Origin of the sequence: Paenibacillus sp. RC67 (genome assembly GCF_030020805.1) — a bacterium.
Classification (GTDB): Bacteria; Bacillota; Bacilli; order Paenibacillales; family NBRC-103111; genus Paenibacillus_S.
Window position 1 is genome coordinate 1,462,617 of the sequence record NZ_CP125098.1, and the last position, 13,859, is coordinate 1,476,475.

The window sequence follows — 13,859 nt, forward strand, 5'->3', positions numbered from 1 at the left end:
ATAACCCCCTACTTAAGTCCTATTTAGGTCTTAAGCAGGGAGCTGTCAAGTTCACAAAGTTGTCACTAATGGAATCTCAAACGAAGTTGCAAAATTAGGGCTGACAGGGTGAACGCGAACCGAGAAATGGGCTCGATGGCGCAGGTGGGAGGGGATGGCAGCCCGGAATTGAACGATTCGGTCTTCGAGTTCCTTGGATGGCTCCATGGTCACGACGATGGGATGCCACTCACCTTCTTTTTCTTCAAAGTATACCAACTCAACAGCCGTGTCCTTATACCAGATGGGGCCAAATCGGACCGTAGCGGTCACTTCTTTTACCTGCTGCCGCGAATCCGTCAAAGGCGATTTGCTAACTGAGGCCTTGCTTGCATTGTCGTTTACTTCCATGATGCGGACGTAATGCCAATTGGACTGAATAAACTGTTTGAAATCCGCAACTTTGGTTGCTGTATCGTAGTCGTCGGCAATAAAAGCAAGAGTGCGCTTCAATGACGGAATGTAGGTGTGATTCGTGTAATCCATCACCATGCGATCCGTATTATAAACGGGAGCCAAGGTTTGGATGGATCGTTTCATACGGGCGACCCATTGGTGCGGAACTTTGCCCTGATTGTAATAGAGAGGGACGATTTCTTGCTCCAGCGTACGATAAATCGATTCCGTATTATCCCGTTCCTGAGTCTGCCAATCGGCATCATTATTGCCGTTAATACTCCAACCGTTACTGCCGTCGTAGCCTTCTTCCCACCAGCCATCCAGTACACTGAAGTTAATCACTCCGTTCATAGCGGCTTTCTGTCCGCTCGTTCCACTTGCCTCATAAGGTCTGCGCGGATTGTTCAACCATACGTCGACCCCTTGAACCAAGTAACGCGCCAAATTCATATCGTAGTTTTCAAGAAGAACGATTTTACCGCGGAAACGGTCCAATTGAGCTACTCGATAAATCTCCTTTATCATTTCCTGACCAGGATGGTCGGCAGGGTGGGCTTTACCTGCAAACAACAGCTGAACAGGACGATCAGGATTATTGATCAAACGATCCAACCGACCCAGATCATTAAAAATCAGATTAGCTCGCTTGTAAGTGGCAAACCGGCGGGCGAAGCCAATGGTTAAGGCATGAGGCGATAGGAAGGTGCGCACTTCCTCTACCTTTTCGGCAGGGAAGTCGTTGCGTCTGCGCTGTTCCCTCAGATTGGCTCGAGCGGAACGAATCAGTCTTTCTTTTAATTGCATATGCACTTCCCACAACGATTCTGAAGGCATTATTTCAAGTGATTTCCACAAATCAAGGTTAGTTTGATTATGAAGCCATGTTCCCGGTAAAAAGCGGCTGAAAAGCTCCTTTAGCTCCGGGGCCAACCAGGTAGTCATATGAACACCATTCGTAATGTGACCGATAGGCACTTCCTTCTCGCCGATGTTGCCATGGAAGGACCGGAACATATTTCGTGATACTTGGCCGTGAAGCTTGCTGACTCCGTTGCGGAGCGCCGCGGTGTTTAACGCCAAATGCGTCATATTGAATAATGGCTTTGCTTCCTCAAGTCCAAGACGCATCCAAGCTTGTTTATGCTGCTTCCACCGGGAAAACAGAAAGCTGAAATAATAGTCCACCATAGGTAGAGGAAATGCATCATGTCCGGCAGGAACAGGTGTATGTGTAGTAAATACAGAGCTGGCACGAATGATTTCGACAGCTACATGAAACGGCACACCGGCCTCCAATTGCTCGCGAATTCGTTCGATAGCTTGAAAAGCGGCATGCCCTTCGTTAATATGGTATACCGCTGTAGGCAGATTCAGTGCCCGAAGCGCCTTAACACCACCCATACCAAGCAATATTTCCTGAGCGATGCGAATATCCTGATTCCCTCCATACAACTGACCGGTGAGCTCTCTATCCCATGGGCTGTTATCTTCGATATCCGCGTCGAGCAAATAATTAGAATTACGCCCCACGAGTACCTGCCAAATATGAAGCTTGACGATACGGTCGGCGAGTGGAACCTCAATTGTCAGCTTTTCACCTTGATCATTCAGGACGGGGAGAATGGGAAGCTTGGAGAAGTCATATGTGATGGTTTCTGACTGCTGCCTTCCTTCAGAATTAATCTTTTGATTAAAATATCCTTTCTTGTAAAGGAGGCCAATTCCAACGAGTGGAATTCCGAGATCGCTTGCAGATTTACAATGATCTCCGGCAAGAATGCCAAGGCCGCCCGAATAGATCGGAAGTGACTCATGAAAGCCAAACTCAGCGGATAGGTAAGCAATTTTCTGTTGAACGTCAGGATACGTTTTTTGAAACCAGGTCGGCTCATTGCAATAATCGTCCCATTGGTCAATAACCCGTTCATAATGATGGATAAAGTCCTCATCCCGAATTAACGCTTCCCATATCTCTTGTTCAGTCTCCAAAAGCAAACGCACCGGATTATGTACAATTTGATCCCAACGCTTCCGGTCTATTCGGGCAAAAAGCTCCAATGCATCAGAATTCCAGCTAAACCATACGTTGTAGGCTAGCTCCGGCAGGCGCTCTAATGCTTTGGGCAGATGCAAGAAAGCACATGGAAATTTCGTACTCATAAGTTCACCATCCTTTACGTCGTACGTCTTTAGACGGTCTTATTATCTTGTTATATCAACCTCTTCATACATTGCTTAACCACATAATGCACGCTGAATAACACGGCGATAAAAATAAATACACAGGCAAAAGTCAGCAATCCCCATGGCACTGTAAATCTCCATAAAGTAGTTAACGGTGACGTAACATCTATCGCAGGAACGAATGCAGCCAAGGTACTTCGGGAGGGTTGCATTGGCTCCCACAGAAAGAATACGGCAACGAAGGCCATAAGGCCGTGAGCTAAGCGGGATAAGCAAAATGGAATGTATCTTAAATCCGTGCGGTGCAGCAGGCTGACAATTTGAGCATGCACCGACAATCCGGCCCAGGATAATACGAAGGCAGCGATAGCAACTTTGTATACGAGCGGAATTTGAGCGCCAGCCCCTCCCGCGGCTTTAGCACCCAGTGTAACCTCAAAAAAACCGTTAGCAACCGCTTGGGAGAGTGCGAGCGGGACATCAAACTGTTGAAGCACCGCATTAATCCCTATGTAGAAAATGTTCATGATATTCGCAGAGGCGAGCACTTCCATAACAGAAGAGAAGAAAACAACCAGACCGCCAACGACAAAAGTAAGCTGTAGAGAAGAGGAAATTGCTTGTCGCAGCATCTCCCCCAAGGGCCGCCCATCCTTCATTCGTGCGTCATGCATAGCGTTAAACGCTCGAATCCAAATGGGCTGAGATGGAGTGGAGGCCTTGATAGAAACGGCTGGAGCGGCCGCTGTCCGTTTCCTACCGTGATAGCGCATGAGCAATCCAATCAGCATCGCCGTTCCGTAATGGGCAGTTGCAAGAATACCTGATAGACTTGCATCATGAAAAAAACCTATGGACACGGCGCCGATCAAAAATATAGGGTCGGACGTAGTCGTGATGGCAACGAGCCTCTCGCCTTCCTCGCGGTTCACTAGCTTTTGATCCCACAGCTGCGAGGTGAGTTTGGCTCCTATCGGGTAACCGGCTGCAAAGCCCATAGCAACGACGAAGCCCCCGATGCCTGGAATTTTAAACACTGGACGCATCAAGGGATCGAGCAGCATGCCGAAGAAGTGAACAATGCCAATGCCAAGTAATATTTCGGAAATTACAAAAAAAGGGAATAATGCCGGAAATAAAACGTCCCACCAGATAGACAAGCCTTTGATGGATGCGCGGAGTACCTCAGTTGGAAACAGAAGCATGAGGAACATAAGGCTTAGGATCAGCAGCGAGATCAAGGTGAGCGAGCTGTATTTTTTTATCATGAGGTGATCCTCCTAAGAGTTTTTGCGCCAGCAAAAACTGGCATCGAAAGCATGTGCTTGAGTTTTTCATAATAAACGAGCATCGTAACCATGCATTGAACTTTTGCTCCAGCAGGTGTACAACCATCATTTACTTATATGAAACACAATGGGTAGACATGCCTCCAATGCCTTGAGGACAAACTGTCAGAAAAATATGATATTTTGCTTTGGAGTTGCTGAATTTAAAGAACAACTATGGTACAATAGTACCAATATGAGAATAGGAGTTGGTCAAATGACAGGTGTGATTGCTGGAATTCTCGTATGTGCGTTCGTTTATGTCATTAGGGAAACCTTAATGACCTCCGGTGAAGAGGATTTGGAAAGTTAATGCCTCGGATATTGCGGTTTCTTCTAAGGTCTGGATGCTAATCGCGCATGCATTAGCATCTTTTTTTGTGTTATAAAGGAAGTAGGTCTAGATACATTTAGAAAAGAGCAGGTGAGAAGACGAGATGTCCGATCAGCAGGAATCGCGCGGCATAACACCCTATGAGGCATTGGGAGGGGCAGAGACGTTTCGTCGGATCGTCGAGGAGTTTTACCCTCTGGTACAGGCTCACCCGTTAATAGGGCCTTTGTTTCCGGACCATATTGATCCGGTTATGGAGAAGCAATATATGTTTTTGACACAGTTTTTTGGCGGACCTTCGTTATATTCGGACGTGCATGGACATCCCATGATGCGCGCACGCCACATGCCATTCGGAATTACTTCGAAGCATGCAGACGCATGGCTTGGCTGTATGAAGCAGGCTTTAACTCAGGTAGGGCTAGACGCGGAGCTTCAAGCGTTTGTACTTGAAAGGCTGAAGGGGCCGGCGTATCATTTTATAAACCGTAACATGTAAATTCGGAATGGCATCATGACTTATGGATGGTTGGCTGCCATTCCAAATCATTGCGACAGATGACAAACTAGATGACAAAGGAAGTGGACTTGTGGTCGAGCCTTTATTTCAGGTGAAGGTGGATTGCGCGTACTGCGAAACATCTTTCGAGACGTCAAGAGTAAGGCCGAGCTTCAAGAAAGCGAAGCATACGGACACGGATTTCTGCATTCATTACAAAGATATTAACCCTGATTTCTATGTCGTAAGGGTATGTCCATCTTGTGGATACGCCAGTACGGAGAATACTTCGACTCAATTCTCTCCTGTACAGAGAGAGCAGTTCAAGGCTAAGGTCGCGGCACAATGGTCCGTGAAGGATTATGGCTTGGAGAGAAGCTGGGATGATGCATTGTATACCTACAAGCTCGCTCTGCTGTGTGCTCAGTTAAAAAATGAAAAGGGCCGCATTATTGCGGGCTTGCTGCATCATATCGCTTGGCTATATCGTTACAAGCAGGATGAGGAGCAGGAAAATCGCTTTTTGCAGTTTGCTCTCGATGCTTATACAGGGGTATTTGAAACGGAGGGCGCCGATCTTAACAATGCCCGCCTTATGTATTTAATGGGAGATTTGAATCGCCGACTCAAGAAATATAATGAAGCGGTCAAATGGTTCGGCAGAGTCATTAACGACAAGCGGATTATGGATGCTGCAATGATTAGAGCTTCCCGGGAACAATGGGCTGCTACCCGCGAGGAAATGCTTGCAGAGAGACTGGAGCTTCCTCAGGAAATGATGGAGTAAAGTAAAAATTAACATACATACGCAAACAAATAACGCATAATGCTCATTCTCAGGTTGAATGATCCATTATGCGTTATTTATTGCCAGGGGTGGTTCGGTTATGTAAAACGTATGGCGGTTCTTTCCATTGTTCTTGGAAATATAGAGCGCCTCATCCGCTTCAGAAATAATTCGCAGCAGATCATCCTTGCTGCTTCCAGAGACGGAGATGCCGATGGAAATCGTCGTAGGTGTCGAACAAGTACCTTGATACGGATGCGCTGCAACCGCATGGCACAGCCTTCGCGCGTATTGCTCTAGCTGGGGAAAGTCAACCGTATGGCTCATAACAATAAATTCTTCTCCGCCATACCGGGCTGCATAATCGCGCTCGTCTATTAGGGAGCGGAGCAGCTGCCCAACTTCACGAAGCAGCTTGTCTCCCTGCAAATGGCCGAATGTATCATTGTATCGTTTGAAATTATCGATATCGATCATCATGATGGATATCGGTCTTTGCTGGAACGTATTTCGCGCGATGCTCATGAAGCTTCGCAGATTCGGCAGTCCAGTAAGACCATCCTGATTGGCAAGCAGCTCAAAGCGGCGCTGCAGGATCATCGACCGGTTATCGTCGTTGTACATCACAATCAATACTAGAATGGCCAGAACAGAAAGGGCCAGCATGATGAGGTGCGAAGCAATCAGACTGGGCGTCAATTCATACCGTAAGTAAGCTTGAATGCCGAGACGGATGGCAGCCATGATCACGCAGATCTTAATTCCGTCTTGAAAAGGAATCATCGCATAACCGGAATCATGGTCTTTTTTATAAAACTGCGAGCTAACTATAGCCGGAAGAACCAAATCCTGCATAATCCGGACTAAACCAAGCGGCTCCCCGATATGAAAAATATACAAAGAAGGCAAGATGGCAGACAGCAGCGAAACAACCGAGCCAAACCGCAAACCGGCCATGATGATCGGTGCAAACCGCAAATCGGTTAATAAACTATCGTTTGGAAAAGGCTGGAGCATCATAACAATGCAGGCAATTCCCGTCAATAGGGAAGCGATGAGCATCGTATGTCGCTCCATGAACAGCCTATTTTTCAATTTTAAAGCTACATAGCTTAATGCAATCAAGGTGCAGGCGTGCGTAAAGGAAATATAGTACATGCGTCTTATTCCACTCCTGATCAGAGTCAGCATCCGCTGCACGAACCTTCATTCAGCGTCGATTTCTTAAAGGCTGATTGGAAAGCAAATAATCTTGATCGGCATCTACAATAGTTATTTTATTATGACAGCAGTTGAATACCAGCAGCTTCTTGGCTCCTTCAATAATTTCAAGCAAATCTTTTTTCTTGAAAGGAAGTAGTACATTAGACGCATTGCAAAAAGGACACTCATGGACATAAATATCCTGCTGAATCTGCTCATAAGGCCATGTGTTTTGAAAAGGAATCATAAGCTTAAGACTCCTGTTTGGAGCTGTCATCATCTGTTTTATCGCTGGTGGAAGCGATTTTAGCAAGCTCGGCAAGCTTCTGTAATAAAATATGCTGGGGCATGTGCATGAGATGCTCCAAAGGAACGTTAAGCTGTTTGGCCAGTTTTTGTGCTGTTTCTGGCGAGATCTGTAATGGTTTCATGTTGTCTTTCACTCCTGTCAATAGATCTATAGTCACCATTTAAACACACCCGCGATAACAATTCAACCAAAATTTGGTGGATTTGCTATTTTGGGTTCCGCATTTTTTATGGTTTAATATGTATTGTATCTAATTTTGAGGAAAGGTGCGATGTTTGCATGAAAACACCATTGCAGCAGACATGGAATTTGGAGCGTTTTTTCCCAGGCGGAAGCGGATCCTCGGCGTTTCATGCTTTTTTGGAAGCACTTGAAAAAGATTTGAAGTCATTATCTACCATTTTGGACGGGCTGCAAGCGCCTCAAGCTGCGGATACCTCCGTTTTGATGCCAGCACTAGATTTACTTCAATCGATCTTGAAAAAAATTAGGGAAGCGGACTCGTTCGTTGGATGTCTTGCCGCTGAGAATCAGGCAGATAAAAAGTCCATCATACTAGCCGGTCGAATCAAGACGTTATCAGCCTCCTACGCATCGGAACTGACCCGATTTGATCAAATATTAACGGAAATCCCGGATGAGGTGTGGGAGAAGCTTTTGGCGAGTACAGAGCTTCAGAATGTTGCTTTTCCGTTGACAGAACGTCGCGAGCAGGCTGCAGACAAACTGCCTCCGGAGCAGGAAGCTCTTGTCAATGATCTGGCTATCGACGGCTATCACGGCTGGGGAGAAGCATATAATACGACAGTGAGCAAATTCCGGGTCCCATGGGAAGAGAATGGAGAAACTTTGGAGCTATCTGCGGGTCAAGCCGCTAACCGGATGCACAGCGCAGATCGGTCTGTACGTCAGCGATTATTCGAGCTTTGGGAGAAGCAGTGGGGAGAGCACGCTGATTATTGCGCCGATGCGCTGAACCATTTGGCAGGCTTTCGGTTGAAACTCTACGAACGCCGTGGATGGGATACGATACATAAGGAACCGCTAGCCATTAACCGGATGTCCAAAGAAACGCTGGATTCGATGTGGGGAGTTATCGATCGGAGCAAGGGAATCTTCGTTCAATATTTGGAGCGCAAGGCTAAGCTGCTCGGAATAGAGAAGCTGAGCTGGTATGACGTGGATGCTCCTGTGGGTGAAGGCAGCAAGCATTTCAGCTATGATGAAGGAGCTCAGCTGATTGTTGAGCAGTTCCGACGCTTCAGTCCGAAGATGGCCGATTTTGCCGTTATGGCGTTCGAGAAAGGCTGGATCGAAGCGGAGGATCGTCCAGGCAAGAGACCTGGGGGATTCTGCACCTCGTTCCCAATCGCCAAAGAAACTCGTATTTTCATGACCTACGCGGGCACAGCATCGAACGTGGCTACACTCGCTCACGAGCTGGGTCATGGGTATCATCAGCATGTCATGAATGATCTGCCTGCCTTGGCGCAGGAATATGCGATGAATGTAGCGGAGACAGCTTCAACCTTCGCGGAGATGGTAGTCGCCGATGCGGCTGTCAAGGGCGCTGCAACGGAAGAAGAGCGTCTCACGCTGCTTGAAGACAAGATTCAACGCTCGGTGGCCTTCTATATGAATATCCATGCTCGGTTCTTGTTTGAAACGCGGTTCTATGAAGAGCGAGCCAAAGGAATCGTTAGCGTGGAGCGTCTTAATGAACTGATGATAGAGGCTCAGAAGGAAGGGTACAGCCAAGCCCTTGAAGAGTATCACCCGCATTTCTGGGCTTCGAAGCTGCATTTTTACATCACGGAAGTACCATTTTACAATTTCCCGTATACGTTCGGGTACATGTTTAGCTCTGGTATCTACGCAGAGGCGCTGCGACAAGGAGAGGCATTCGAGGATAAATATATCGCCATGCTGCGCGATACGGGCAGTATGACGGTAGAAGAGCTTGCCCAAAAGCATTTGGGTGTCGATCTGCGCCAACCCGATTTCTGGCAGCGTGCGATGGATTTATCTGTCGAGGATGTCAAAGCGTTTATGAGCTTAACCGAATAAACTTGAGATACTGCCGGTGAGATAGGCTGGCTAGGCAGGCATCCGCATCAAAAAAAGCCGGGGACATTTGCGCCCCGGCCTTTCTGTCCACCCTCAATTAGGGTTGGAAGGTATGTAGTTATAATTTGAACACTTGCATGGTTTGCTGCAATCGAGTGACCAGCTTGGTCATTTGCTCAGACTGTTCAACAATCACCTGTACTTCGTTAATTTGATCATTCATGGAGGCAGATACCTGTTCGGTACCGGCAGCAGACTGCTGGGTTATCGCCGAGATGCTTTCCATCGTGCCTGAGATACGTTGCGCGCTATCCAGCATTTGTTCGCTTTCTCGAGCAAAGGAAGCGATTTGCTCTGAGATGAATTTGACGCTATGTACGATTTCACCGAAGACCGTTTCTGTTTCCAGGATCAATTGCGTTTGCTGAGAAACGATTTGTTCGTTTTCAGCCATATGGGTCAGAGCTTGACGGATGCCTTGTTCAATGCCTTTTACCAGTTGGAATACTTCCTTGGTCGAGGTTGTCGATTCTTCCGCGAGCTTGCGAACTTCTTGGGCTACAACGGCAAAGCCTTTTCCATGTTCACCTGCTCTTGCAGCTTCTATAGAGGCGTTTAACGAGAGCAGATTGGTTTGCTCTGCGATATCCGAGATCGTCCTTGTTATTTGAGAAATGCCGTTGGCTTGCTGTGCGAGTAGATCAATCGTTTGCGAGACATTAGCCGTCGCAGTAACGTTGCGTTTCATGCCTTCGCTTTGCGATTCAACGGACTGCATTCCTTTTTCAACAAGAGATAGCATTTGTCCGGAATGGGAATCCATATCTTTGGTGGAGGTTGTGTAGGCGGTGACTTTTTGCTCGATGTCTTTGGTTGCTACGGAAATGCCCGAAATCTCCTCCGATATTTGATTAGCACCGGATGCTAGCTCATTAGAGGAAATAGCGACTTGCTCGAGCACGGTTTTCAAGTTCTCATTCTTCAGGAAAATATCGCGGCTTGAATCGAAGACATGCTTCGACATATTGCCGGTATCCTGCAAAATATCGCGGAGTTTGTCCATCATTTTGTTGAAGGCTGTACCGAGCTCACCCAGAGCGTCGTCTGTTTGAACGTGTATTTTTTGGGAAAAGTCTCCTTTGGATACGTTCAAAGCGACTCGAGAAATCGTATTAACCGGGTCTGTAAGCGTTCTCTCAAACCAGCTTATAAAAGGGAAGCTTAGCCCAATCATCAAGATGAGAAACGAAATACCTGCAATAAGATGCTCTGAAGTTTGAATGATGACAATCAGCAATGCGATGGAATAAATGGTAACCAGCGTGTAGCAGCCGAACTGCAGTTTCTTTTTAAATGACAAGGCTTGTATCCAGTTCATCAGCATGTCCCCTTCAGGAATGAAATGTTAAAATCTTACTATGATGCATTATATCACCCAAAAGTACCATGGTCTATAGAATATGTCCTAGTGTTTTTCTTGAAAATAGGGTATATAGAACGAGAGAAATGTGACCTGATAACATCTTCTCTTGGGAATATGCCAAAAGTCACAATGTTGTGGAGTATCACGGCTTTTTAGCTTACTAGCTTATTGGGGAGGAATCAAAAATGATTACAATTGAAGGCATTCATCATGTCAGTATTTGCGTACGGGATTTGGAACGGGCGAAGACTTTTTATAAGGAAATTATCGGGCTTCAAGAAATGGAGCGCCCGCCATTTGATTTTCCAGGTGCGTGGTATGCTTTAGGCCCTAATGGCCAGCAGCTCCATCTCATCGTTCATAATGGAGAGACCTTGAGGGAAGGCGACATTCATACTCGCGACGGGCATTTTGCTATTCGTGTACGCAGTTATTCGGAAACCATCCAATGGTTGAAGCAAAAAGGGATTCCACATGAAGCAAGGCCTCACCCGAAAGCCGGATTTCCGCAAATTTACGTGTTGGATCCGGACCGGAATATGATTGAACTGAATGCGGAAACGTGTGACGAGTTATAAAAAATATGGCTCTAAATGAGTCGCACTTTCCCTTCGAATCGGTTAGAAAACACGATTACAGCAGGCAATCGCCGTCAGGTGCTTGTCTGTTTGTGTTGTATTTTGTAGAACTATGGGAACTTTTCAGAAAATTGTAATTTATTGTTGATTAACACTTAAATTTTACATATAATAGGGCTACAGCACTAGAATTACATAAAGTTTTCTTTATTTTATTACAAACGAACTAGATAGGAGGATGTTGATGATTTTAGAAAATGTACCTTTAGCCAGACAGCTGGAATTTGTTTTCCGTGAGATTAGGGAGGAGCTAGCTCATCTGACTTCAGGGACGGTCTTTGTGCAAATCCGCAACAATGTAATCGGTAAATTCGGGGTTAGGGCATTTCCAGTAGAGAGTAAAGGGAACCATTTGGAAGTTATGGACTCGGGCTTATCGGAGGTCCATGTGCAATCGTTTCGTCAAACGGCAATGGAGTCTCTGAAGTTGAAAAGATGGACGCACGGAGAAATATTGTTCGAATTCGCGATGAAGAAGAATACGCTTTGCACTAGTGTTGCCTTTGAATCGAATTACAATATGGCGAGCATAGTTGCTGATGCGGACAAAAAACGTAAAATTTAGTTTTCTTTTGTATGATGTATATGACTAAAAACCGATATCCAATTCGATTTTGCACTTTATTCCTTATTCCTTATTTCATTTAATTTGTTTTTCTAATATCGGTTTCCCTGCTGGCAGCTGTCGTCGGCGGGGTTTTTCATTATGAGGTGAGGCATAGTGAACAAAACATAAAAAGGGGCAGCTCTGTAGGAGTCGCCCCTTGTGTAAGTATGGAAGTGAATCATTATCTTGTGAACTTGCCTGCCAATTGCTGTTCAGCGATTTGAACAAGACGACGAGTGATGTGGCCACCGATTGCACCAGTGTCACGAGTTGCCATGAAACCATAGTAACCGTCTTGAGGAATTTGAATTCCCAATTCTTGTGCCACTTCATACTTCAGTTGATCCAAAGCTTGGGAAGCTTGCGGTACCACTAAAGCATTGCTGCTGCGGGATTGTCCTTGTGCCATTGTAATCACCTCCGTTCACTAGGTAGTATGTACCAAAAGTTAAATTATACGCACGAAATAATTGGAAATTTATAGCAGCGTTATATGCCGCAAATGGGATGCTTCTATACAAGTGTTTCTCGTTTTTTTATAATGAAGAGACTTACAAAAGGCAACGTAGCAAATGCTTTGGCAGCGAGAGGAGAGAGACGTATGTTTGAATTGACGTATAATGGATGGTCATGGGATTCGGATTTGCAAATTATTCAAGCGGATGTCAAGCTGGAAATAGACGGGGAAGTACTTATAGATGAACCGTTGTGCGTGGACGTCGGTCTGCCGGCTTTGCTGCTCAGCACAAGATCCGATGTGGAGCCCAATCGTTGGTCTGCTCCAGATAGGTGGCAATGTATTCCGTTTTTTTGCTGCGGCTGCGGTGATCCGGAATGCAGAGCTTACTCTTTTCGTGTAAAGCATATGGGAGACGGAACGCTGGAGTTGACGGAATTGGAGGAGCGAGAGCAGGAGTCTTCTAAGGAGCTTGGCTTATACAGCGTATCAGCTGATTCGTATAAAGAACAAGTCGTTGCTATTGCAAAAAAGTATTTAGATTTCGTGGAAGGCTTGGATTACCGGCCCTATTTCGCTGATACGGTTAAGGTGATCCGTGAGCTGTTGACAGCAGATCCGTGAGCAGAAACATTGATAAAGGCGGCATTCGTCTTACCAACCATAATCGGCGAGATGAATGCGGTCGTCAGGCCAACTCTACAACTACATAGATTGCATCGATTTCATCTTTCTTCTGAAGGTAGCTGGAGGACAGCCGTAGAACGAAGTGAATTGGCGTGTAAAATAAAACGGGTTGTTGAATCCTACCTCTGCGGCGATTTCCGCAATAGACAGAGGGGTGAGCTCCAGCCTTTTTTTGGCGTGCTGCAAACGAATTCGTATAAGCATTTCCATGACGGATTCACCCGTCTGTTTCTTGAATAAATGAGCGAAGCGGGAAGGAGACAGATTGACTTGTGAGGCTAAGGAAGCTATGGTAAAAGGCTTATAATATTGCTGGGACAGCAAATCGAGCGTTTCCTGAACGCGAGGGTCGATGTTTTGCAGCTTGACGGCACGGCTGCTCGCAATGAGAAGCAGTACTTCTTCCAATGCATTAGTAGCTAGGCGCTCCGCGAAAGGTCCTGTCTCAAGATTGTACTGTATCAGACTGGAAAAAGCGGAGGAAATCCGCATATTCATTAGCTCCGTATCGATACGCGCCCATTTAATGCCTTTGATCGCTTCCGGCAGCTGCAGCAGAGGCATCCATTCTTCCCGGGGGATGAAATGGCACCAATAAAACTGCCAGATCTCATTTTCGGAGGTTGCATAGTAATGAGGCGTTCCGGGCGTAATAATGCTGATCTCTCCTTGAGCACACTCATGCGACTCGCTTCCGTTATGGAAAATACCTTTTCCAGAGCATGTATACGTTAAGTAAAAATCCTCAGTTCCCTTGGACCTTGTGACTTTGTAGCCATGAGGCCGCTTGTAGCGATCCGAAATTAATATCCCCGGCACGGTAGTCAAATTCTCATTAGCAGTATTGTGCAAAAAGCTAGCCATATCCATCATTTCCCCCCTTTTACGTGTATATTA

The 13,859-nt window shown here is 46.1% G+C and carries 14 protein-coding genes; 6 read left to right on the top strand and 8 right to left on the bottom strand.

The window, feature by feature from the left end; all coding sequences use genetic code 11:
* Nucleotides 1–51: 51 nt before the first annotated feature.
* Together glgP and ylbJ are read right to left on the bottom strand one after the other, a co-directional pair.
* Nucleotides 52–2,598, bottom strand: a complete 2,547-nt coding sequence (gene glgP / locus QMA13_RS06695) for an alpha-glucan family phosphorylase (protein ID WP_282940400.1) — start codon at nt 2,596–2,598, stop codon at nt 52–54.
* Nucleotides 2,599–2,648: 50 nt separating this feature from the next.
* Nucleotides 2,649–3,890, bottom strand: coding sequence for a sporulation integral membrane protein YlbJ (gene ylbJ / locus QMA13_RS06700; protein ID WP_282940402.1), 1,242 nt, complete (start codon nt 3,888–3,890; stop codon nt 2,649–2,651).
* Between the two features lie 497 nt (nt 3,891–4,387).
* Between ylbJ and QMA13_RS06705 the strand changes: the two genes are divergently transcribed.
* Entirely contained in the window at nt 4,388–4,783 is a 396-nt protein-coding gene (locus QMA13_RS06705) for a globin domain-containing protein (RefSeq protein ID WP_282940404.1), read from the top strand.
* Nucleotides 4,784–4,874: 91 nt separating this feature from the next.
* Nucleotides 4,875–5,570 carry a DUF2225 domain-containing protein gene (locus QMA13_RS06710; RefSeq protein ID WP_282943289.1) on the top strand — a complete coding sequence of 232 codons (696 nt, stop codon included), beginning with the start codon at nt 4,875–4,877 and terminating at the stop codon, nt 5,568–5,570.
* Between the two features lie 66 nt (nt 5,571–5,636).
* Here QMA13_RS06710 and QMA13_RS06715 read toward each other — a convergent pair whose 3' ends face one another.
* From QMA13_RS06715 to QMA13_RS06725, 3 genes are read right to left on the bottom strand one after another with little or no spacing between them, the layout of a single operon-like run.
* The gene (locus QMA13_RS06715) at nt 5,637–6,728 is read right to left on the bottom strand and encodes a diguanylate cyclase (protein ID WP_282940406.1); all 1,092 of its coding nucleotides are present in this window, start codon (nt 6,726–6,728) and stop codon (nt 5,637–5,639) included.
* 52 nt (nt 6,729–6,780) lie between these two features.
* Entirely contained in the window at nt 6,781–7,020 is a 240-nt protein-coding gene (locus QMA13_RS06720; RefSeq protein ID WP_282940407.1) for a hypothetical protein, read from the bottom strand.
* A gap of 4 nt (nt 7,021–7,024) precedes the next feature.
* Complete coding sequence (locus tag QMA13_RS06725) at nt 7,025–7,204, bottom strand: YycC family protein (protein WP_282940408.1); 180 nt, start codon at nt 7,202–7,204, stop codon at nt 7,025–7,027.
* Nucleotides 7,205–7,362: 158 nt separating this feature from the next.
* Here QMA13_RS06725 and QMA13_RS06730 point away from each other — a divergent pair, with 158 nt between their 5' ends.
* Nucleotides 7,363–9,150: a M3 family oligoendopeptidase gene (locus tag QMA13_RS06730; protein WP_282940409.1), complete on the top strand. Its 1,788-nt coding sequence runs from the start codon at nt 7,363–7,365 to the stop codon at nt 9,148–9,150.
* A gap of 118 nt (nt 9,151–9,268) precedes the next feature.
* Here the strand turns inward: QMA13_RS06730 and QMA13_RS06735 are convergent, their stop codons facing one another.
* Nucleotides 9,269–10,528 (bottom strand): methyl-accepting chemotaxis protein, encoded by a 1,260-nt coding sequence (locus QMA13_RS06735; RefSeq protein WP_282940410.1) that lies wholly within the window; start codon nt 10,526–10,528, stop codon nt 9,269–9,271.
* Between the two features lie 230 nt (nt 10,529–10,758).
* Between QMA13_RS06735 and QMA13_RS06740 the strand changes: the two genes are divergently transcribed.
* Both QMA13_RS06740 and QMA13_RS06745 read left to right on the top strand, forming a co-directional pair.
* On the top strand, nt 10,759–11,151 hold the full coding sequence (locus QMA13_RS06740; protein WP_282940412.1) for a VOC family protein: 393 nt from the start codon (nt 10,759–10,761) through the stop codon (nt 11,149–11,151).
* Between the two features lie 244 nt (nt 11,152–11,395).
* Entirely contained in the window at nt 11,396–11,776 is a 381-nt protein-coding gene (locus QMA13_RS06745; protein WP_282940414.1) for an O-methyltransferase, read from the top strand.
* A gap of 223 nt (nt 11,777–11,999) precedes the next feature.
* On the opposite strand, the gene QMA13_RS06750 is transcribed toward QMA13_RS06745, so the two are convergent.
* Nucleotides 12,000–12,227, bottom strand: a complete 228-nt coding sequence (locus QMA13_RS06750) for an alpha/beta-type small acid-soluble spore protein (protein ID WP_028549492.1) — start codon at nt 12,225–12,227, stop codon at nt 12,000–12,002.
* 132 nt (nt 12,228–12,359) lie between these two features.
* Here QMA13_RS06750 and QMA13_RS06755 point away from each other — a divergent pair, with 132 nt between their 5' ends.
* Nucleotides 12,360–12,899 carry a hypothetical protein gene (locus tag QMA13_RS06755; protein WP_282940417.1) on the top strand — a complete coding sequence of 180 codons (540 nt, stop codon included), beginning with the start codon at nt 12,360–12,362 and terminating at the stop codon, nt 12,897–12,899.
* Nucleotides 12,900–12,980: 81 nt separating this feature from the next.
* Here the strand turns inward: QMA13_RS06755 and QMA13_RS06760 are convergent, their stop codons facing one another.
* Entirely contained in the window at nt 12,981–13,826 is an 846-nt protein-coding gene (locus QMA13_RS06760) for a helix-turn-helix domain-containing protein (RefSeq protein ID WP_282940419.1), read from the bottom strand.
* Between the last annotated feature and the right edge of the window lie 33 nt (nt 13,827–13,859).